The organism is Rhizobium pisi (assembly GCF_003938655.1).
Taxonomy (GTDB): domain Bacteria; phylum Pseudomonadota; class Alphaproteobacteria; order Rhizobiales; family Rhizobiaceae; genus Rhizobium; species Rhizobium pisi.
The window spans coordinates 145,375-165,421 of the sequence record NZ_RJJT01000014.1 but is presented as its reverse complement, the minus strand read 5'-3'; the positions used below and the strand labels follow the sequence as shown (position 1 = coordinate 165,421).

Annotated in this window: 17 protein-coding genes and 1 tRNA gene; 6 read left to right on the top strand and 12 right to left on the bottom strand. The window is 61.6% G+C overall.

The genetic code is table 11. The features are described 5' to 3' along the window. Positions 1-29: 29 nt before the first annotated feature. Positions 30-1,367 (bottom strand): extracellular solute-binding protein, encoded by a 1,338-nt coding sequence (locus tag EFD55_RS20825; protein ID WP_125846926.1) that lies wholly within the window; start codon positions 1,365-1,367, stop codon positions 30-32. 177 nt (positions 1,368-1,544) lie between these two features. Between EFD55_RS20825 and EFD55_RS20820 the strand changes: the two genes are divergently transcribed. After that, positions 1,545-2,159: a GNAT family N-acetyltransferase gene (locus EFD55_RS20820; protein ID WP_125846941.1), complete on the top strand. Its 615-nt coding sequence runs from the start codon at positions 1,545-1,547 to the stop codon at positions 2,157-2,159. 20 nt (positions 2,160-2,179) lie between these two features. Here EFD55_RS20820 and EFD55_RS20815 read toward each other — a convergent pair whose 3' ends face one another. Next, a complete protein-coding gene (locus EFD55_RS20815) occupies positions 2,180-3,937 on the bottom strand; it encodes a glucosidase family protein (protein ID WP_125846925.1) in 1,758 nt (585 codons plus the stop codon). 330 nt (positions 3,938-4,267) lie between these two features. On the opposite strand from EFD55_RS20815, the gene EFD55_RS20810 reads away from it, so the two are divergent. The 3 genes from EFD55_RS20810 (at position 4,268) to EFD55_RS33250 (ending at position 6,034) form a co-directional block, all read left to right on the top strand. Next, on the top strand, positions 4,268-5,449 hold the full coding sequence (locus EFD55_RS20810) for an ROK family transcriptional regulator (RefSeq protein ID WP_125846924.1): 1,182 nt from the start codon (positions 4,268-4,270) through the stop codon (positions 5,447-5,449). Between the two features lie 82 nt (positions 5,450-5,531). Beyond that, complete coding sequence (locus EFD55_RS20805) at positions 5,532-5,825, top strand: helix-turn-helix domain-containing protein (protein ID WP_125846923.1); 294 nt, start codon at positions 5,532-5,534, stop codon at positions 5,823-5,825. A 59-nt stretch (positions 5,826-5,884) separates the two neighbouring features. Beyond that, positions 5,885-6,034, top strand: coding sequence for a hypothetical protein (locus tag EFD55_RS33250; RefSeq protein WP_165504854.1), 150 nt, complete (start codon positions 5,885-5,887; stop codon positions 6,032-6,034). A gap of 3 nt (positions 6,035-6,037) precedes the next feature. Here the strand turns inward: EFD55_RS33250 and EFD55_RS20800 are convergent, their stop codons facing one another. The 9 genes from EFD55_RS20800 to bcsN form a co-directional block, all read right to left on the bottom strand. Beyond that, positions 6,038-6,250, bottom strand: coding sequence for a hypothetical protein (locus tag EFD55_RS20800; protein WP_125846922.1), 213 nt, complete (start codon positions 6,248-6,250; stop codon positions 6,038-6,040). 397 nt (positions 6,251-6,647) lie between these two features. Next, the gene (locus EFD55_RS20795) at positions 6,648-6,869 is read right to left on the bottom strand and encodes a hypothetical protein (protein WP_125846921.1); all 222 of its coding nucleotides are present in this window, start codon (positions 6,867-6,869) and stop codon (positions 6,648-6,650) included. 241 nt (positions 6,870-7,110) lie between these two features. Further along, positions 7,111-7,187 (bottom strand) — tRNA-Pro (locus EFD55_RS20790). A 98-nt stretch (positions 7,188-7,285) separates the two neighbouring features. Continuing rightward, positions 7,286-7,954: an HAD family hydrolase gene (locus tag EFD55_RS20785; protein ID WP_125846920.1), complete on the bottom strand. Its 669-nt coding sequence runs from the start codon at positions 7,952-7,954 to the stop codon at positions 7,286-7,288. Between the two features lie 76 nt (positions 7,955-8,030). Then, positions 8,031-10,403: a cellulose synthase gene (locus EFD55_RS20780; RefSeq protein WP_125846919.1), complete on the bottom strand. Its 2,373-nt coding sequence runs from the start codon at positions 10,401-10,403 to the stop codon at positions 8,031-8,033. After that, positions 10,400-11,446 carry a family 8 glycosyl hydrolase gene (locus EFD55_RS20775; protein ID WP_125846918.1) on the bottom strand — a complete coding sequence of 349 codons (1,047 nt, stop codon included), beginning with the start codon at positions 11,444-11,446 and terminating at the stop codon, positions 10,400-10,402. Before EFD55_RS20775 ends, EFD55_RS20780 begins: the two co-directional genes overlap by 4 nt. Beyond that, positions 11,443-13,911, bottom strand: coding sequence for a cellulose biosynthesis cyclic di-GMP-binding regulatory protein BcsB (locus EFD55_RS20770; RefSeq protein WP_125846917.1), 2,469 nt, complete (start codon positions 13,909-13,911; stop codon positions 11,443-11,445). The genes EFD55_RS20775 and EFD55_RS20770 overlap by 4 nt, the downstream gene beginning before the upstream one ends. Further along, entirely contained in the window at positions 13,908-16,100 is a 2,193-nt protein-coding gene (gene bcsA / locus EFD55_RS20765) for a UDP-forming cellulose synthase catalytic subunit (protein WP_125846916.1), read from the bottom strand. Before bcsA ends, EFD55_RS20770 begins: the two co-directional genes overlap by 4 nt. Before the next feature lie 57 nt (positions 16,101-16,157). Beyond that, on the bottom strand, positions 16,158-17,138 hold the full coding sequence (gene bcsN / locus EFD55_RS20760) for a cellulose biosynthesis protein BcsN (RefSeq protein ID WP_125846915.1): 981 nt from the start codon (positions 17,136-17,138) through the stop codon (positions 16,158-16,160). A gap of 395 nt (positions 17,139-17,533) precedes the next feature. Between bcsN and EFD55_RS20755 the strand changes: the two genes are divergently transcribed. Then, positions 17,534-17,848 (top strand): DUF1236 domain-containing protein, encoded by a 315-nt coding sequence (locus EFD55_RS20755; RefSeq protein ID WP_125846914.1) that lies wholly within the window; start codon positions 17,534-17,536, stop codon positions 17,846-17,848. A 39-nt stretch (positions 17,849-17,887) separates the two neighbouring features. Here the strand turns inward: EFD55_RS20755 and EFD55_RS20750 are convergent, their stop codons facing one another. Then, entirely contained in the window at positions 17,888-19,534 is a 1,647-nt protein-coding gene (locus EFD55_RS20750) for an ATP-binding protein (protein WP_125846913.1), read from the bottom strand. 168 nt (positions 19,535-19,702) lie between these two features. On the opposite strand from EFD55_RS20750, the gene EFD55_RS20745 reads away from it, so the two are divergent. Next, positions 19,703-20,047: a response regulator gene (locus EFD55_RS20745; RefSeq protein ID WP_125846912.1), complete on the top strand. Its 345-nt coding sequence runs from the start codon at positions 19,703-19,705 to the stop codon at positions 20,045-20,047.

Below are 20,047 nucleotides of genomic sequence, written 5' to 3'. Positions count from 1 at the left end.
CGGACGACCGTGGCCTGCGTCCGCGCCATTTATTTCTGACCCTTCAGGTAGGCCTGATAATCCTTGTCCATCGCGTCGACAAAGGCTTCTGGCGTGATCTTGCCGGACAAGAGAAGCGGCGTGTTATCGTCGATCGTCTTCAGCATCGTCGGGCTCGACCAATCGGGGTAATGGCCGAGAGCGTCGTTGGCGTTGAGCGTCTTCCACATTTCGATGCCGGAGCTGAGCAGCGGCGTGAGCTTTGGCTTTGCGTCCGCAGCCAGCGATGTTGCCGGAAGATAGCCCGCAGCCGCCCAGGTTTCAGCAGCCTTTTCCGAAACCATATAGTCGACGTATTCGCCGGCAAGGTCCTGGGTTGCCTTGCTTTTGGCAAGGCTCGTTATCGCCCAGGCGAGATCGACGCCGCCGACACTCAAGGGCTTGGAAATGCCTTTCGGTGCAGGAATGGCCATGAAGCCGATATCCGGATTGTGTTGCATGTCGCCGAAATACCAGGTCCCTGAGATCAGGAACGCGCCCTGCCCTGAGATGAAGAGCTGCACGGCGTCGTCACCCGAGATGCCCTCGAAACCGGGGAAGAAATAGCCGCCCTTTGCCCATTGCTGAACGAGCTTGGCGGATTCGATATTTCCCTTGGTATTCCAGGAGCCGCCCCTGCCGTAGATCAGATCGTCAAGTTCGGCGCGATTGCCCGCGTCGATATGCGCCTGATCGATCGCGCCGATCATGTGCAGAGCCAGATGCTGCTTTGCCGAGCCCATCATGAAGGGCGCAACGCCTTTTTCCTTCAGCTTATCAAGATCGGCCAAAAGCTCCTCGAAGGTCTTCGGCAGCGCTACCCCAGCGTCGTCGAGGATCTTCTTGTTGTAGTAGAGACCGACGATCTCGCCGAGGCCTGATATGCCGTAGGTCTTGCCGACCCCGAATTTCGCACCCTCCCAGCGATCTCGAGCAAGCACGGAATCCGACTGCCGCTTATCCCATGCGAATTTCTTGATGTACTCGTCAACCGGCAGGAGCAGTCCTTCCTTGACCATCGCGCCCATGTCGCCGGCGCCCTGGTTGACTTTCGTGATCACTGGGCCGTCGCCTGCCGAAACCGCAAGCTTCAGCGTCAGCTTCATGTCATCAAAGGTTCGGGCGGTGCGTTTGATCGTGACGCCAGAATGCGCCGCTTCGAACTCCTTATTCAGCTGCTCAATGACCGCGCTCTGACCTTCATAGGTCTGGTCATCCCAAACGGCCAGATCGTCAGCGCGCGCAGCCGCTGAAAGGCTGAAGCTGACGAGCGCCGCGCCAGCAAGCGCGACAGCTGCTTTCAATTGCCGGGTTGACAGTATGTTGATCGATTTCAAACTTCTGTTCATTTGTTCCACCTCACTTGATTTATTCTCCACTCCCCGTTCAGTCCTTGCGCGAAACAGCGGCTGAACGTTTTCTTTCCTCAGAGCTTTGCCGGGCCGGCGAATCTGAGGTAATCGTCAATGCATGAGCCTCCCTCGCAACCTGAAATGACAAAACGCCACACAGGAGGTGGCAAAGTGATGGATAGCAACTGCTTCATCCGCCCGGCGACTGACGCGGACAGCGAGGCCCTTTTCGAAATCTGCCTCAAAACCGCGAATGGCGGCAAGGATGCCAGCGCGTTTTACAGCGACCCGCACCTGCCCGGTTACATCTGGTCGGTGCCCTATCTCAAATTTGCCCGAGACTTTGCCTTTGTTCTCGTTCAGGACGGCCGCACGGTCGGCTATGTCGTCGGCGCGCCGGATACCAACCAGTTCGACAGAGACCTGGCTGCAAACTGGTGGCCGTTCGTCCGCCAGCAGATCGCCGGCCTGGCGCCCGCCCGTGCGCGCGATGCTGACGTGATCGAGCGGATCCATAGCCCGCGCAGCGGTACGCGGTGGCTTCAAGACGACTACCCCGCGCATCTTCATATCAACATCCTTCCCGGCCTTCAGGCAAGCGGTTGGGGACGCAGGATGATCAACACTGAGCTTCAGGCGCTTCGAAACCACGGCGTCGGAGCCGTGCATCTCGGCGTCGATCCAAACAACGAAGGCGCGAGGGGCTTCTACCGTCACCTCGGCTTTTCGGAACTCGAACGGGATGGCGCCGTGGCCTTTGCAATGCGGATCGATGGGGGATCTGCCTAGAACCGACGGCGCCGTGATGCTCATGACGCCGGCTCCGCATTTGCCGCGTTCAGCCCATATTTTAAGACGACCGCCGCCGGCATTGCGCTCCACCCCTGAAGCAGGGAGCCGCGCCCATAAGGCGGCGAGAAATATTCCACCGCGCCGATCCAGCCGTTTTCGAGGCAGGTTTCCCACCAGCGCGTCAATGCGTAGCGCGCGCCTCCAAGTCCGTGGCGAAGGCGTTCTTCAGCATAGGCGCCATCCCAATAGGGCCAGTCCGAGCCATTATGGTAGCGGAAGGGAAAAGCGGTCTTGGATCGTAAATCGCTTTGCCGCTTGAAGGGCGGATAAGCGCACATGACACCCCAACTGCCATAGGGCTGCTGTTGATTGTTACGTGTTTCCAGTTTGGTTTCACAAGCTCTCAGCAGGCCGATGGCCCTCTGCTTCGAAATCGCGCCGAATCGCGACAAGGTCAGGCTGTCGAGAACCAGATGATCCTCGACAAAGGCGCCAGGCGTTCCGTAGTCGATATATCCTCCCGTTGCCGGCACAAGGAGCTTGGCCTCGATTTCCCGGCGGGCCAGATCTGCGGTCTTGAGCGCGCGTTCGGCAAGAACAGGATCATGATCCTTGCCGAGCTTCGCCACCGCGTTCATGGCGCCGACGAAAAGACCCAGATCATAGGAGACGAGACCGTCACGGTAGACATTGTCGGCCCAATCCCGGTCGTTGCGCGGTTTAACCGGCAGAACGCTGTCGGGGCCAGCGAGGCTGAAATAGCGATCCGTGATCGCCTTCACGACCGGCCAGTGTCGCTCCACCTCCGCAAAGTCTTTGGTTGCGCCGAAATATTCGTCCAAGAAAAGAATGAGGAAAAGCGGGCTGTCAAAGTGGTCGCTCCACCAGTCCTGCGGACGGTTGTGGTACTCCGGAACTGCCCGTTTGTGATTTTTGGGATTGGCCTTGCTGTCTGCGACAAAGTACTGCCAGGCTTGCGACTGCGCCCGCCCCGTCAAGATCACGCCGCTGGGGGCTTCCCCGTCAGGCTGCACTCCCTTGGCGAGAATCCGGATCTCGTCGCGCACCGCCTCCGGTGCGAGCGTCAACAGAGGCTGCATCGTCCAGTAACCGTCGCGGTAATAGGTCCGCGCGGGAGCACTGTAGGCCTGTCCTGCGGCAAGGCCTGCGAAAGCGCCGCTTTCGTCGCGCCTTATGCTGGAAAGGGCGGCATGTATCCCCTGGCTGACCATGCTGCGCATCAACGGATCGGCCTCGGGCGTCATGTCGCAACGCGCCACATATTCAGCGGCTTCCGCGATAATGGCTTCGCTGCTCAGGCTGAGAGCCTTCTCGGCTTCATCTCTTGAGGCGCCGACGGCAATCCGCACATCCGAACCCGACGCCTCCACAATGAGGACGCCCCAGGCCATTTCGAAAGTCCGCAGATGATGGTTCCGAGTGACCTTCGCCCTCGCGCCCTCCCCATCCGGCTCATGCCACCATGCGCAACGGCGGGCGGGATAGATGCCCTGGAGGGCCACTCCGCGGATCAACATGATGGGCAGCGACTGCGCGACGAATACCCCGCCATGCTTTGAGACGACCCGGTTCGGGGCATAGGTGTAAGGGCCGCTGATCGCAGAAAATCTCACACGCCCCAGGCTGCCTGCGCCCCACAGGGCAAGATCGGCGTAGCCATCCGGATGAACGTCGGCCTGAAGGCGTGGCGCCATGACAGGCAGTAAAACGGGCTCTTGGGCTGAAAGCTGTCCATCGGCGGCGGGCTTTATCATGCGTAAATCCCCAGCAGCCAAGTCAAAGAGACGGCAGGACGCGAAAGAGGAAATAACCGGATAAGCCCAGGCCAGTTCCTCTTCGAGCGCTCTTCACGGATGCACAGTCAACCAGACGATATGGATGGCGCATACTTCTCCTCGACCCTCTTCATTTCATCGCGCATTGCATCGCACGTTCATCCCAGCCTACAGGCGACTTCTCATTTGTCAATGACGTAGACAAATTGTTGGCTTCAATGTATTGAATTCTCATTTGTCGCGATAATTGTGGTTGCATATCGCCCCAATTAAGTATGCGATCCGAACTAATTGGAACGAGCTAGCCGGATGGCAATGACATCTCCCGTCGCACAGACTCCCATCGCACGTAAAATTTCAACCAATGCCGTGATCCGAACCGTCTTGGCGAATGGATCGATCTCTCGTGCCGACATTGCCAAGCTAACCGGCTTGTCGAAACAGACGATTTCCGATGTCGTGCGCGACCTTGAGGATGACGGATGGCTGAAGCCTGTCGGGCAGACCGACGGTCGCCCCGGCCGGAATGCAATCACTTATGAAATCAATGCAAGAGCGGGACTGGCTGTCTCCATCGATCTGGGGGGCACCAAGATCGCTGCGGCTATCTGCGATCTGCTAGGGAACGTGATTGCCGAAACCAAAGTATCCACCGACCGCCGCGGCGGGACGCATCTCGTCAATCAGTTCAGCGATACGATCGTCGAACTCGCGTTGGCCGCCGGTACGACCGCTGACAAGCTTCGTCTCGTCGTTCTAGGCACTCCCGGCGTGCTCGATCCGACGACCGGACATATCAATGTCGCGCCGAACATCCCCGGCATCGACGCAATGGATCTGCGGCAAATCTTCAGCGACAGAATGGGCATACCCGTGATCGTTGAAAATGACGTCAACCTGGCCGCGCAAGGGGAGAAATGGCGGGGACACGGTGTCGACACCGACAATTTTGCGTTCATTGCTCTCGGAACCGGTGTCGGCATGGGCATCATCGCCAACGGAGGCTTGTTGCGTGGCGCGCGTGGCGCGGCCGGGGAAATCGCCTATCTTCCGATCGGCGGGGATGCTTTTGACCCTGGCGGATTTACGATTGGAACTTTCGAGTACGCGGTCGGCAGCGTCGCGATGCTGCGCCGGTACACTGGTTTTGGCGGGCAGAACGCATCCACCGTGGCCGATCTCTTTGCCGCGTTCAATGCAGGAGACACAAGTGCGGCGGCGGCGATCGAAGAGACCGCGCGGCTGGTGGCGGTCGCCATTGCTGCCATCGGAGCAACTCTCGATCCTGAAATGGTGATCATCGGCGGCAGCATCGGCGCAAGATCAGAGCTCGTAGACGCCATCCGGCGTTTCCTGCCACGGTGCACGCCTTATCCGCCGCGTATCGAGATCAGCCGTTTTGGAAGCCGGGCCGCTCTCATGGGAGGAGTGGGGATCGCGGTCGAGCGCATGCATGACGATCTCTTCGGCGTGAAATTGCGGGAAGTTTGAAGAAAGCATGCAGCAGCGGTCAGTTCGCCAATCAGCCGCTGAGCCACTTGAGAAGCGCTGAAAATGCGCTAGATTTTCCACCATGATAACGGCAACGCAAATACGCGGCGCGCGCGCCATGATCGGAATGAGTATCGAAGAGCTCGCCGCCGCAAGCGGCCTGCCTGTGGAGACCGTGACGGCGCTGGAAAGCGGGGAGTTTACGGGCGAGCCGCACGCGCTGTTTGATGTGCGGAGCACGCTCGAAGCGCACGGCATCATCTTCCTGTCCAGCGGCAATCAGGACGAAGGCGGTCCCGGCATCCGGCTACGCGCACGCACCTCCAGCGACGACGGCATCCGGCCGGAAAACCTCAACGCCGCCAACGACGACTGACGGAACCAATTCGTCGGTCGGACGTTTTCGCTGTCCCATGACAAATCGGGGGCAGTCTCTTGAGCCGCAGCAATGGTCTCTACGTCATTATCGGCATTCTTGTCGTCGCCGTCATCGGCCTCGGCGCCTACATCTTCCACGAGGAAAGCAAGCCGCAAGGGGTCGAGATGAGCATCGACAAGAACGGTGTCTCGATCAAGCAGAACTGAGGGTCAGAGATAGGTCTTTGCAAGGTCGGCAAGTTTGCCGCCGTCCTTTACGCCTTGCCTGTAGAGCTGGATGATAACAGCGCCGATCCGCTCGGCTTCCGGCGTCGTCTTGCTCAGACCGCGTTCATCGCAGACCTTATCGAGCACCTGCGAAAGCAAGTCGAGATCTTCCGAAAACAGCGGTAAATCATGGGGATGAATTGACGATCGCAACATCACGCCGCAGCTCCCTCCGAGGGCAGACGCATTCACCGCCTGCATCGTCGGACGCCCTCCACAACCGACGATAAAATCATTATGCGCGAGCGCCCTAATTTTAGCAACGGCGCAAATTCCTGTGGAACAATTTTTTGTCCCGTGCGTTGCGGCCGCGTTTCGAAGCAGGAATCAAACGCGTGCGGACGTGAGTGAAAAGCGCTTTCCCTCCCCTGTCCGGGTCCTTCACCAGACCGCAGTCCGATCGTTTCCACCGCCTCGGATGCCGTCGAATATTTGAGGAGATGGAGCTGCTTTCGGACAATATCCCGTTCTAAGCTCGGGCACGATCATCGCCTCGCTCTCCAGCATTGCTAGGCGCGCTCGATGGTCTGGGCGGATCGCTGGAATAGATCGGCTAGCCGTTGCGGCCGCCGCCGGCGGCGATGCGCTGGGGATGAATGAAGCCTTCCGCGATCACCTTGGCGGTGATTTCGATCACCCGTTCCTCGGCGAGCTCAGCGAGCGCCAGGGCGACATCGCCCTCCGACCAGCCGGCTTTAACAGCCTCATCCGACAGAGCCTTGAACGCGCTGGCGAGGCTCTGCCTGCAAGTTACATTCTGCTTGATATCGGCCATGCGCTCGCACTAGGCTATCTGTGACAGGGATATTATTAATTCTACACCTATTCGCGAGAATGCGAAGAGGTTTTGGATTATTTTCAATCCAAACCTGGGATATTCAACCACCAACTGGGTATAACCTTAACAAAAAGCAACAAGTATTGCCTCCTCTCACTAAGGGAGTCCCAAAAAGAACTAAGAGATTTTCTTACGACTACACTCTGGGGGAGTATTTCATCGCATTATTTATTTTAAATGGTCGGGGCGACTGGACTCGAACCAGCGACCCCTTGACCCCCAGTCAAGTGCGCTACCGGGCTGCGCTACGCCCCGACCTGCCGAAACGGCTTGCTTCGTTTAGTTTTTCAGCGCGTGCAATGCAAGCGGAAAAAGCCTGTCTCCCAGAAAAAGGAGAGACTTGTCATTGAGGGTCAAACGCTTGCCAGCGTCAAGCGCCCTTCGGCAGTCTGGCGGGGTTGCCATGCCTGGTAGTTGGCGATCGAAAAATGGGGCGTTTCGAAGGGCGTGGTGTGGGTTTCGGTGATGACGGCGACGTCGGCGCCGGCAGCTTCTCCGGCGAGAATGCCGGCGACGGCATCTTCGAAAACCAGGCATCTTGACGGATCGACGCCGAGGCGGCTTGCGCCGAGCAGGTATCCTTCGGGGCTCGGCTTGCCTGATTTGACCTCCCCGCCGCTGACGATGACCTTCGGCATCGGGATGCCGGCAGCGGCCATGCGGCGCCTGGCGAGCTCGATCGGGGCCGAGGTGACGATCGCCCATCGGCCATCGGCGATGGCGTCGAGGAAGCGGACGGCGCCGGGGATTTCAACGATGCCGGAGACATCCTCCATCTCCTCGGCGAGCAACAGGTCTGCCTCATGGGCCGGATCGACGCCGGGCAGGCCGAGGCCGCGGATGACGTCGGAAGCGCGAATGCCGTGAATCGTCTTCAGGAAAACCTCCGGCTCGAAGCCGTGGCGTCTTGCCCATACGCTCCAGACACGTTCGACGACGGCGATGGAATTCAGCAGCGTTCCGTCCATGTCAAAAAGGAAGGCATCATAAGACCTGTCGAGGATGTCATGGAGAGCGGACACGGGTTTCTCCTTGCGGGCATGAGGCCGGGGCGGCCTCCGCGCTGGCGAGTAGCGGAGAGCAGCGGCGGCGTCAACGTCAGTCGTTGACGTCGGGATGGGTGACGTTACGCAGGTCCGCGAGACCGCGGGCAGCATCGCGGCTGCCGGTCGCGGCAGCGGCTTCGAAGATGCGGCTCGCATCGCCGTACATTTTGAGATTGAGATAGCTGTAGCCACGCAGCACCATCAAGTCGATGCGTTCCTGCTGCAGCTGGGCGCGCTGATCGAGATAGATGAGGGTTTCGCGGTAACGCCCGGCGTCGAAGGCCGAAAGCGCGCGGTCAGCGAGAATCGCCACCTGCAGCTCGGCGGCGCGCTGGCGGTTCTGAGGCGCCTTGGTGGCTGCGACAGCGGCGTTGCTGGAAAGGCCGGCGCGCAGATAGGCGAGGCTCTGACCATAGGCTGCATCCTCACGATCCTTGCGGACCGGACTCTGCAGTGCCGCCTCGAAGGCCGCGATTGCCTCCATCGGCCGATTGATATCCATCAGGCACCAGCCGCGTGACAGCGCATCGGCCGGGCTAAGCTGCCCGGCATCGATCGTCGTCGAGCAGCCGCGCGTCTGGCGCGGGCCACGCTCGACGGTGACCGTCTGCATGACGGGCCTCGGTGGGCGAACGGCTGCTTCCGCCCCCGGCTGCACGTCGGGACGCCGCTCGACCTGAGACGGCTCAGCCGCGGCGGGACGCTGTTGCGGCTGCATCGATGGCTGGGGAGCCGCTTGCTGCGGAGCAAGCGCGCCCTTATCCGGCGGCGTGACGGCATTCAGCATCAGCGACGAGGTGTCTTCGAGATTGGTGATGCGGGCCGACCTGCCAGCCCAGGCCTGCTGGATCTCGCGCACGCCCTTGCGGTCGCCCAACTGCTCTCGGGTGATGACAAGGCCATAGGCGGACGGTTCGTCGTCGGGTTTCCAGGCAAGCGCCGTCTCGAACCAGCGGGTGGCGGTCTGGAACTGGTTGAGGGAGCGAGCATACCAACCGAACTGCTGGGCCGTCGGCACATATTTCCGGGCGATGACTTCGGCAGCGATACGGTGCAGCACGTCTTCGGCCAGATCGGCCGGCGGCTGCAACGCCATCAGGTTGGCGGTGGCGGCAAGATAAGTAGCGGTCGCATCGTCTGAATCGGCCCGCCAGCGGAACATCACGTCCTCGGCTTCCTGAGGCGCCTTGCGGGCAATCAGCGCCAGGGCCAGCCCCTGAGAAGCGGCCGCCGAATCCTCCTTGGCGCGGGCGGCGCGGAACCACTTTTCGGCATCGGCATCATTGTTGCGGCGAAGCTGATACCAGCCGAGCAGCAGCGCATCGGAGGCAAGCCCTTCAGTCCCCGAAAGTTTTTCGACGCGGGCGATATAATCGGGCGCGATAGCGAGATTCGGGTTTTCATTGCCTTCGGCCATGAAGCGCCGCGCAAGGTTGTCGCGGATCGCGTCGAATTCCTTGCTTCCGTCGGCGGCGGGCCTTTCCAACGCGAGCAGCGCCCGCATCGGCTGGTAGCCAAGCAGTGTCGAGGCCTTTTCGACCGTCGCCTGCCGCTCGGCGGGATTGGTGCAGTTCTTCAGGATATAAGTGTAAGCATCCTGGCCGCGCTGCGTCCTCTCCGTCTGGATGAAGGCTTCGGCGACACGCCAGAGAACATCGACCTCGCTGCAGGTGAGCAGGCTCGGCGTAGCGGCTGCGATATCGACCACGGTCGCATATTGCTTGAGGTCCGAAGCGTTGACGAGACGCGCGCGAGCCTCGGCGACGTCAAGCCGGTCGAGCAGATCGGCCGGCGGCTGCCATCCGGCATCCGTTGCCTGGCGGTCGGCGATCGCCTTACGCAGCTCCGCATAACGGCTATCGGAATAAAGCCGCCACATGGCTTCGAGCTGCTTGTCGCCGTTCTGCGGCACGGCGAGCGGATCGGCCGGCGGAACCCAGTTCGGGTAGAGCGCCTGAAGGCGGGAGATTTCGACCTGCAGGCGCACCTTGTCGCCGCGGCTCGCGAAATAACGAAGCGCACTTTCATCGACGGCAGGCTGCGGCTGTGCTGCGGCCTGCTGCGGCGCCGGCGGCTCGGTAACGATGGGCGGGGTGACCGGCGCTGGCTGGGCGACCGTCTGCGGCGCGACCGGTTGCGGGGCCTCGGGCTGCGGCGCGGCGGCCTTCGGTTCCGCGGTAACCTGCCCCGACGGCGGCGATGAGGTGATCGCCTCGATCCTGTCGGCGACAGTCTGCACATTGAACTCGGGATTGGCGGCAGGAGTGTCCGTCGGCTTGATGCGGCCCATCATCATCAGTTCCGGCGCCGGCTTGGCGCCGGACCCAAGACCGAACCGCTCTTGCAAGGCGGCGCGGTCCTTCAGCCCGGTGACGAGGGTCGCCACCACGACTGCCGCTGAAATCGCCACGAGAGAAGACTTCACAGGCACTCCGGATGCTTCTCCCCGATATAGGCCAGCCCCAGCAGCTGAAGCGTGGACGGATAATAGAGCGTGGGCGCAAATTGCAGGGCAGAGACCGGTAGCTTGGTCCCGTCGACTACACAGGCCACAACATCGTTAACAATTCTATAACCAGGATCCGACAGCAAAGTCTTCGGCCGGCCGGTGGTCAGATCGATGGTAGCGAGGACGCCGTCCTGCGACATCCCCTGCAGCAAGCGGTTGAGCATCGCCTTGTCGGCGATGCCGCCGCGGACGAGATAGAGCGGGATGCGGATGGCGTTATAGGCGAATTCGGCGTCGAAGCCCTTCGCCGGCTGCGGCTTGCCGTGCAGGCTCACCCATTCGGCGGGAAGTCTGCGCGGGCCGAACTGCATGGTGCTCAACAGCGCCACGCCGTCTTCCGCCAATGTCTTCCACTCATCCGAGGGCGCGAGTGCGGCCATCACGGGGATAGCCTCGTAAACCCAGTAGGACGGGTTGACGACGGGGCCGTCGTCGCGGTCGGCAGCGGCAAAGCCGTCGGTCCCCGGCATCAGCAGGGTTCGGCCCTCCGAACGGACCACCGTTTTGGCAAGCAGCGCCTGTGCCATGCGGGAGGCGGCGAAAATATAGTCCTCGCGTTTCCACGCCGTACCGGCAAGCGCCAGCGCATAGGCGATCAGCATGTCGCCATCGGAGGCATTGTTGGTGTCGGTGACGTGCGGCTTGACGTTCGGATCCCATTTCCACACGGCCAGACCATCGTCGCGCAGCAGCAGCTCGGTGCGGGTGAAATACCAGATCTGCTCGAAATCGGCAGGGCTCGCTGCGAGATAAGCGAGAAGCAAGCCATAGCCCTGCCCTTCGCTGTGGCTGATATTGCCATTGCCGTTATCGATGATGCGGCCGGTTGCATCGAGAAATTTCGCCTTATAGGCGGACCATGCGCCAGCATTGATCATCGCCTGCTGCGCGATGGCAGGCGTGCCCACGGGGGCAAGCGCGACTGTTGCCGCAAGCAGAAGCGCGCGCCACCTCCTCACTTCGACCGGCCCAGTCTTTTCAGCATGCGCGACGTGGTGAGGCCGATCAGCAGTAGGAAGACGACGAGCAGGAAAGCGTAGGAAAGGATATTCGACGACAGCCAGTTGGCGGCGATCAGGCGGTAATTGCCGATCGACCACGGGACGGAAGGCACGAAATCGAAGCGGGTGACGGGCACTGTCTCGATCTTGTCTGTCTTGCTCGAATAGGTGGTAATGTGGCCCGCGATCTGCTGCCAGTTCAATTGCCCGGTCACGACCTCGAGCCCTTCGCGCAAATCCTTCGCCGACGGCGCCGTCACGAGGGTCCATGAGCCGCCTCCCGCAGGGCTGGAGCCTTGCGCGACCAGAAGCGTGGCCGCATTGGACGGCGTGAAAATCTCTTCAGCGCCGGGGATGAATTGCAAAGAACTGCGGGAAATGTCGAAATTGCGCCAAAGCCATTCCCGGAAGGCGGTGATCCGGCTTCGCAATATGCCGCCGCTGACCTTGGAATTCCAGTGTTCGAAGGCCGTGCCGGTATCGACGACCCCGGTTTGCGTGTCGACGACGGGACGCCACGATGCCTGGCTGGCCGTGGAGATATTGGCCTGCGTCAGCGCGGTTGCCGGCATCTGCGAGATCGAGCCGATGAAGATTGCGTCACGATCGCCGATCGTATTCGGCGAGGCGACGGTCTCGATGGGGATGGGATGGCCGGCCATGATCGCCATCTGACCGAGCAGGGTGGCGGCGGCCGAAAGCGTGTCGGCATCGACGCGGTCGATGAAAAGCGGCGTCGGCTCCGTGTCCCGGCCATAGGGATAGGCTGTGCCGGCCATCGCAGCCAGATTCGGCCGCTGGCCGACGCGGGCAAAATCGGGAATGTGCAGCTCGGAGGTATCGAACAGGGCAAAGCGCGGATTGGCCCCGCCGGTCGCGCCTGGCGCGCAAGCCGCATCGTCCTTGGTCATCAGAATCGCCTCGATCGCCACCGAATTGAGACCGGGCTTGAAGTGCCGCATCGTCACGCGGATCGGCAGATGGCGGAGAATGCCGCCCGTGGTCGTGGTGATCGGCACGGTGGAGGCAATGTTGTCGTTGACGTAGATATCGATGTGGCTGCCGGGCAGCACGTTATCGGTATAGGCGGCGTCGAGCAGCACCTTCGCTTCGCCATAGGCATTGGCATAGAAATCGGCCGGAACGGCGACGTTGAAACCGGTGCGGAACCGCCGACCCGAAAATTCAGTGGTCTTCACGCCGAGCTGCGACAGGGTGATGTTCGTATCGGAAAAGACGAGCGGCGCATTCGGCGCGCTCCAACGCTCGGTGGTCAGCGCGTCGCGGCGGATGTCCGAGGACCTGTCCGTCGGCGAGACGAGGGTATCGATCGCCGAGGAGACCGCCTGCCAGGAGGGACCGCTGATCAGAAGCACCGGCGAACCGCTGCGCGGATCGGTGACGAAAGCGGCCAGAGCCGCGCTTTCGGCGCCGGGCGGCAGGCCGGGGAAAAGCGGCCGCAATTCCGCAGCGGTACCGACGAGCACGCTGAGCTTGCCCGGCCCGGCGGCCGGAAGCGAATCGGTGCCGAAGGCGAAAATCTGGTTCGGCATGCTGCTCAGCACCGACAGGCCCTGCGCAAGCCGCAGCAGCGGCTTGGTGGTTCCGGGCTGTTCCAGCGCCGGAACAACGATGTCAAACTCGGTCTTGCCGGCGCCATCGACACCGATGGCGCGGATGGCATCCGCACTTGACTGCTGGGCGGCATCGATACCGGCGAAACGCAGATAGGTTCCGGCCGGATCGATGTTCGACCACAGTTCGTAGGTGGATTGAATGCTGCAATCGGTGCGGTGGCGCTGATCGGCTTCAAAGGTGACAAGGTTGGCGCCCGGCTGTAGCAGGCCGGAGGGAACTTCGAACGTGATGGCGGATGGGCCATCCGGCGAACCGACGCGCTGCTGGCCGATCGGGCGATTGTTGAGATAGACGGTCAGCGCCGATGCCTCAGGCGCAACGACGATCGAATTCTGGTAAGCGAAGGTAAAGCTCGCCTTGGCCGCCGCCTGCTCCGGCGTCAGATAAACGGACCACGAACGCCGGTCGTATTCGCCGCTGAGACTGAGTTTCGAAAAGGGCAACACATAACGACGGACATCGCCGCTGCTCGGGCGCGCAGCAACATTCGCCGCCGCGGCAGGCTGGGGCGCCGGCACTGCCGTCTGTGGTTGCGCGGCGATCGGCGGAGGCGTGGGAATGGCGGCGGGAGCGGGAGCAGCCGGAGCTGCAGGCGCGGGTGTCACCGAAACGGGAGGCGTGACGGGAGCCGGCGCGGTGGCGGCAGGCGGGGCGGCCGGCGTCAATCTCGGGGTAACGGGCGCGCCGGGCGGCCGCTCGCCGGACATGTCGAAGGGCGCCGTCTGCGCCTGGACGAAGACGGAAGTATTCAGCAGGAGAAGCGAAGCAGCGACGATCGTTCTCATCCGGCGTTGACCTTTGCCGCCTGCTGCTGCGCTTCCCGCTCCGGCCGCATACTACGGAAGAAGTAAACGAGGCCGCGGCTGGTCTGATAGAACGACAGGCCGAGGAACCATATGGTGCCGCGGATGAGCCCGGGATTGCGGCGGCGCGACGTCTGGAACTGGGTCCACTGGTCGGAATTGGCGAACATCAGGTCGGCGATCAGGCGATGGTCGAGCGCGCTTTTCGGCACGTATTGACAGCCGAGATTGGTGATGTCGCCTGATGGCTCGATGTTGCGGACAATGAGCGGCAGGGTTTCCATATCCGCACCGCTATAGGGCTGGAATCGGATCTCGCCTGGTGCGCCGATCATCAGCTCGTCGAGGTTCTTGTTGAAGACGTGAAGCCTTGCGCCGTGGACGGAGACATCCTCGATCGAGGCCGCGTACCACTTGCCGTTGGCACCGAATTCGCAGCGCCGGTTGACGCGGACGCGGCGGGACAAGGCGCGCTCGCCGCGCTCCGACACGACGCCGAGCGCGCAGCCGGCCATGATCAGGTTGATGAGGTTCCATCCGCCGACGACGAGCGTGACGTCGGCCTTATAGGGCTCGGCATAGATCCTGTAGATGGTGATGATGAGCGCGACGATCTGCACCGCGAAGATGACGAAGAACGGACGGCTGATTTCCGACAGGCGGCTGACGGCAATCGATTCGTCCTTGGCCGTGACCTTGAAGGTCGGCTTTCTCGGATTGAGCATGACGGAGACGACGGCCGGCAGCAGATGCACAGTCTGGACATATTCGTAGAGCTCGGAAATCCACGGCCACCGGAACGACCCGTAGAGGTAGTTCTGCATCATCAGGTTCACGAGCATGTAGGCAAGCGTATAGGCAAGGAATTCGCCGCCGGAGGCGGTGAAGATTTCCAGATCGAAGAACAAGTAGAAGAGCGGCGCGAAAAGAAAGATCGTTCGCGGGAACGGGAAGAGCCAGAAAAGCGTGGAGGACATGTAGCAGAAGCGCTGCGGGATCGTCAGCCCGCGCTTCAGAAGCGGGAAGCGGAAGCGCAGAATCTGCATCATACCCTGCGCCCAGCGGCTGCGCTGGCCGATGAAGCTCGCGAAGGTCGCCGGCTGCAAACCAGCGATCAGCGGCTTGTCGACATAGATGCTGTTCCAGCCGCTGCCATGGAGCGCCAGCGCCGTCTCGCAATCCTCGGTGATGCTTATGCCGGAAAAGCCATTCTGGGATTCGAGCGCCCTGCGGCTCAGAACCGCGGCCGAACCGCAGAAAAAAGCGGCGTTCCATTTATCGAGGCCACGCTGGATGATGCCGTAGAACATCTCGTTCTCGCTCGGCATTTTGTCGAAGGTCCGCAGGTTGCGCTCCAGCGGATCGGGATTGATGAAGAAATGCGGGGTCTGGACGAGGAAGAGCTTCGGATCGTCGTCGAAGTAACCGACTGTCTCCAGCAGGAAATCGCGGGCCGGCGCGTGGTCCGCATCGAAGACGGCGATGAGTTCACCGGTCGAATGTTTCATGCCGTTGTTGAGATTACCGGCCTTGGCGTGCTCGTTGCGGTCGCGCGTGAGATAGGTGACGTCGAGATCCTCGCAGAGCTGTTTCAGCTCGATATGGCGGGCGGCAGCGGCCTGGGCCTCGAGCAGCTTGCCGGAATTGCGCTTCTGCAAAGTGCCGCCGTCATCGAGCAGCCAGACATGCAGCTTGTCGGCCGGATAATCCATCGCCTTCGCGGCGGCCAGCGTGTTTCCAAGAAGACCGGCATCCTCGTTGTAGGATGGCACGAAGACGTCGACATGCGGGAAGCGCTCATTCTTGGCCGCCCGCGAGGGCCGCGACGGCAGCGGTGTGGCAACGATGAAGAGGCTGAGTGCCAGCATCGCAACGCTATACATTTCAGCGAGATAAAGCAGCAGGCCCGGGATGAAGTTTTCCGGCTGGTTCAGCGGCGGCAGCGTATTGGTGGTGCGCCAGTAGACATAGCGCAGCACGATCGACGTACCGAAAGCGAGCGCCACCAGGCGCCACGTCCCCTCGCCTTTCATAATCTTGATAAGCGCCATCACCGTCACGACCGTGATGCTGGTGATGAGCTGGGTCTGGAGGTTGACCGGCAAGGTGATCAACACGATCATGCAGAGCGAAACCACGGCCCATATGATGACACTGCGGGCTTTGCGCATCGACGTTCCTTCGAAATTGCTCAACCGGGACACCATCCGGCGCTCCGGGCATGCTCATCATTTCCGGCAGGCGGCCGTCATGGCCGCGTCGCCTATGCAGTCCGGCGACGGCACGGCGGCGCCGATCGCCCTTACCGATTGATCGCCCGGCACGGCTGCCGCATCCGGCTTTGCGTTGGTCTGCGGCGTCTCGCCGGGCAGCGGCACGCGCGGGCCGACGGGTGCCGGCAGCGGCGCGACGCCCTGAGCCGGCTGCACGGCCGAGCTACTGCGAACGGGAGCGGCTCGCGGCCGGCTGACAAGGGCGGGCGCCGGTTCATAGCCGATCGGCATCGGGCTGGCGCGATAACCGTCCTCGTCGGGATAGATCGGCTGACCGGTGCGTCCGAGCGCTGCGTCGGCAGGCGGCGCATGGCCGTACGGATTCCAGATCTCGCCATCGAAAGTGCCGGTGACGGTGTAGCCGTAGACGATGCCGAGCAGCTGGCGCTCGCTTGCCCTGGCGTCGCAGAGACGCAGGCGCAGCTGGATCATGCCGAAATTGCGCGCCTGGGTATTGGCGGCGACGCTCGAACGGATCTGCTGCCAGGCATAGATGCAGGTGTCGCCGGCCTGGCTGCGGCCGGAGGCATAACCGAAGGGGCCGTAGCTGTTCTGCAGGAAGGTTGCGGATGTCGCCATCGGGACGCCCGGGGCCGAACGGGCCACTTCGCGGGCAATACCGCTCTCGTTGATCATGCTGAAGCCTGCATTGCCGACGCCGGGATTGGCCCCGGATGCGCCGAAGAACTGAACCTTCAGGAAATTCTGGCCGGGTACGGAGGATGAGGTAAACAGCGAGATATTCTGCTCGACGCCGTTTCCGCTCTTGCGCTCGACGACGCTGACGATCGACGGGCCTCCTGGCGGCGGCAGGACCAGCGCCTTTTCGGGCGCAACGGTCTCCGGCCCGGAAGGCTGGCGCACACCGCCTGTCGACGTGCAGCCGGCCATCATGCCCGCCACGGCCACCAGCGATATCGTCTTACGCAAGTGCATGTTTCGAGCCGCCGCAATCGTCTTTCCAGATATCCATTCGCAAGCCGAAACGCGAGGGATCTTCGAATCAACGACCAGCAGGCCGTTCATCTGACATAAACCGCCAACATGGTTAACCAAACGTAAAGAGCCGAGCCATGGCATCGCCGGACGAACCCGTACTGGACATTGTTCGCACTACTCAACCGTATGATGCGTATATCGATTCGCCAACAACTTAATCGTTCTCTCCCCGCGTTTGTCCACCCGGCAATGGCCCAAGCGCGCGCGTCTTTCGAGCGAGAATCTCGACCGCCATTCGTCGCCACGCCGATCCACGCTGCGAGAATCCGGCACGGGAACTATGCCGGATTGTCCGCGTTGCCTTCATGTCTGGGGTAAAAAGGAGAACTTCCATGCACAAGATCATGATGGCTGCGGCGGCCGTGCTGACCATCAGCTCCGCCGCCTTCGCGCAGAGCACCGTCATCGTCACCGACCCTGCAGCGACGGGCTCCGTCGTATTGCCTGGCGAGGTGCGCACATATGTGATGGAGCAAAACACGCCGTCCGTCGTCTATGACGGCGATATCGTGGTCGGTACGACGCTCCCGGATACCGTCGAAGTGCATACGGTGCCAAATGTTGACGGTTACGCCTATACCGTCGTCAATAACCGGCGCGTGATCGTCGAGCCGCAGACGCACCGCGTGATCCAGGTCCTGGAATAACGCGATCAGAGATTTCGAGCGTGCGGCCGCGTTGCGGCCTCACGTCCTTTCGTCTTCCGTTCTCACCGGCACATTCAGAAGCTCGCGGATCTTGTGAGCCAACTGCTCGAGGCTGAAGGGCTTGGCGAGCAGGAAGACGCCGTGATCGAGCACGCCGTTATGGACGATGGCATTCCGGGTATAACCCGTCGTGTAGAGAACCCGGATTTTCGGCCATTTTTCCTGAACGATGTCGGCAAGCTGACGTCCGCTCATCTGCGGCATGACGATGTCGGTGAAGATCAGGTCGACGGCGGCATTCTGCTCGAGAAGGACAAGCGCCTCCATCCCGCTCGCGGCCTCCAATACAGTATAACCCAGTTCATGCAGGCTTTCGGCGGTCATACTGCGGACGTGCTCGTCATCCTCAACCACCAGAATCGTGTCCTTGACGCTCCCCTGGGGGATCGGCAGGGCGCCCATAGCGCCGAACCGGGCGCCCGTTGCGCCGACATGGCGGGGAAGATAGATCTTCACCGTCGTCCCCCTGTCGATTTCCGAATAGATCTTGATGTGGCCGCCGCTCTGCTTGATGTAGCCGTAGACTTGGCTGAGGCCGAGACCGGTGCCCTTGCCGGGTCCCTTGGTCGTGTAGAACGGGTCGAAGGCGCGGTCGATCACTTCGGGCGACATGCCGGTGCCCGTGTCGGTGATGCTGATCATAACATACTGACCGGCCTCGACCTCGGAATGCATGCGCGCATATCGCTCGTCGAGTTCGGTATTGGCGGTCTCGATGGTCAGATGACCGCCGCCGGGCATGGCGTCGCGGGCATTGACGGCAAGGTTCAGAATGGCGTTCTCGAGTTGGCTGAGATCGGCAAAGCTCGGCCAGAGGCCGCCGGCAAGAACAGTCTCGATCCGGATCTGCTCGCCGAGCGTGCGCCGCAGCAGCTCCGACATGCCGCCGACCAGCTTGTTGGCATCGATGATCTCCGGGGCAAGCGGCTGCTGGCGCGAGAAGGCGAGAAGACGTGCGGTCAACACGGCCGCCCTCTGCGCGCCGTCCCTGGCATTCTGGATCGAATTCAGCAGGCGGGGATCCTCGTTTCCGGTCATGCGCCGCTGGGCGAGATCGAGACTGCCAATGATGATCGCGAGCATATTGTTGAAATCATGGGCGACGCCGCCGGTCAGTTGGCCGATCGTCTCCATCTTCTGCAACTGGCGGACCTGCGCCTGGGCGGCGGCATTCTCGTCCATCTCATGCTTGAGCGCGGCGGTACGCTCGGCCACCGTCTGTTCCAGGCGCGTATTAAAGCTGTTGAGTTCGCTGCGAAGGCGGCTCTGCCGGTCATGAGCGACGATGATCATCTCCATCAGGCCGACGATGATCGCGGCATTGACGAGATAGGTCGACAGGCCGACCCATTGCCCGGCGCTGACCGGCCAAAAGACATTGTGCGGCTCGACGAAAAACTGCTGGACGATGAAGCCGGCGACCACGGCCGCGACAAGGCCCGGCCCCGCGCCGCCGATGAAACTGGCGAGCAAAATCGCCGGAAGGAAGCTGAGGAAGGGAAAGCCGGAAAGATAATCGCTGGCCGCGATTCTCAGAAGAAACGTCAATCCAACCGCGGCAAGCGCCAGCGGATATGTGTAACCGGGCCTGTGACGCAACCAGTCTGTGGCACTCAGCAAATCCATCCCAGGCCTCTTTCCCTCCGCTTCTGAAACGGTATCCCAGCTTTTGCACATCGAATTTCACCCGGCAATATGCTCTTTCTCACACTGCGGGGCAGCACGTCTTGACGAGCGCCGGAAGCGGTCCACATAACTTTCATGCCCGGCAAGGGGAAATGGGTGAAAGGGATCATGAAAGACATCTTCATCGTCGAGGACGATACGCTGATTGCCATGTTGCTCGAGGACATGCTCGGCGATCTCGGCTACCGGGTCTGTGCAAGCGCGCCCGATCTGGAACGGGCGCTGGCAACTGCCAAGGACACGGAGTTCGACGCCGCTATCCTCGACGTCTCTCTTGCCGGCCGCAGTTCGCTGCCGGTCGCAAAGCTGCTCGACGAACGCGGCAAGCCCTATCTCTATGCAACGGGATATGGCAGCGCCCCGGAAGGCAGCGCCGGCACACTGCCGGTATTGCGGAAACCCTTTCAGCTCAGCGAGCTCGAACAGGCGATGAAGCGCCTTGCCGAAGCCTGA

Excerpts from the sequence above, each read along its gene's own strand:
- EFD55_RS20825 (WP_125846926.1), bottom strand. The coding sequence starts at position 1,367 with ATGAACAGAAGTTTGAAATCGATCAACATACTGTCAACCCGGCAATTG.
- EFD55_RS20820 (WP_125846941.1), top strand. The coding sequence starts at position 1,545 with ATGGATAGCAACTGCTTCATCCGCCCGGCGACTGACGCGGACAGCGAG.
- EFD55_RS20815 (WP_125846925.1), bottom strand. The coding sequence starts at position 3,937 with ATGATAAAGCCCGCCGCCGATGGACAGCTTTCAGCCCAAGAGCCCGTT.
- EFD55_RS20810 (WP_125846924.1), top strand. The coding sequence starts at position 4,268 with ATGGCAATGACATCTCCCGTCGCACAGACTCCCATCGCACGTAAAATT.
- EFD55_RS20805 (WP_125846923.1), top strand. The coding sequence starts at position 5,532 with ATGATAACGGCAACGCAAATACGCGGCGCGCGCGCCATGATCGGAATG.
- EFD55_RS20800 (WP_125846922.1), bottom strand. The coding sequence starts at position 6,250 with ATGTTGCGATCGTCAATTCATCCCCATGATTTACCGCTGTTTTCGGAA.
- EFD55_RS20795 (WP_125846921.1), bottom strand. The coding sequence starts at position 6,869 with ATGGCCGATATCAAGCAGAATGTAACTTGCAGGCAGAGCCTCGCCAGC.
- EFD55_RS20770 (WP_125846917.1), bottom strand. The coding sequence starts at position 13,911 with ATGAGAACGATCGTCGCTGCTTCGCTTCTCCTGCTGAATACTTCCGTC.
- bcsA (WP_125846916.1), bottom strand. The coding sequence starts at position 16,100 with ATGCGCAAAGCCCGCAGTGTCATCATATGGGCCGTGGTTTCGCTCTGC.
- bcsN (WP_125846915.1), bottom strand. The coding sequence starts at position 17,138 with ATGCACTTGCGTAAGACGATATCGCTGGTGGCCGTGGCGGGCATGATG.
- EFD55_RS20755 (WP_125846914.1), top strand. The coding sequence starts at position 17,534 with ATGCACAAGATCATGATGGCTGCGGCGGCCGTGCTGACCATCAGCTCC.
- EFD55_RS20750 (WP_125846913.1), bottom strand. The coding sequence starts at position 19,534 with ATGGATTTGCTGAGTGCCACAGACTGGTTGCGTCACAGGCCCGGTTAC.
- EFD55_RS20745 (WP_125846912.1), top strand. The coding sequence starts at position 19,703 with ATGAAAGACATCTTCATCGTCGAGGACGATACGCTGATTGCCATGTTG.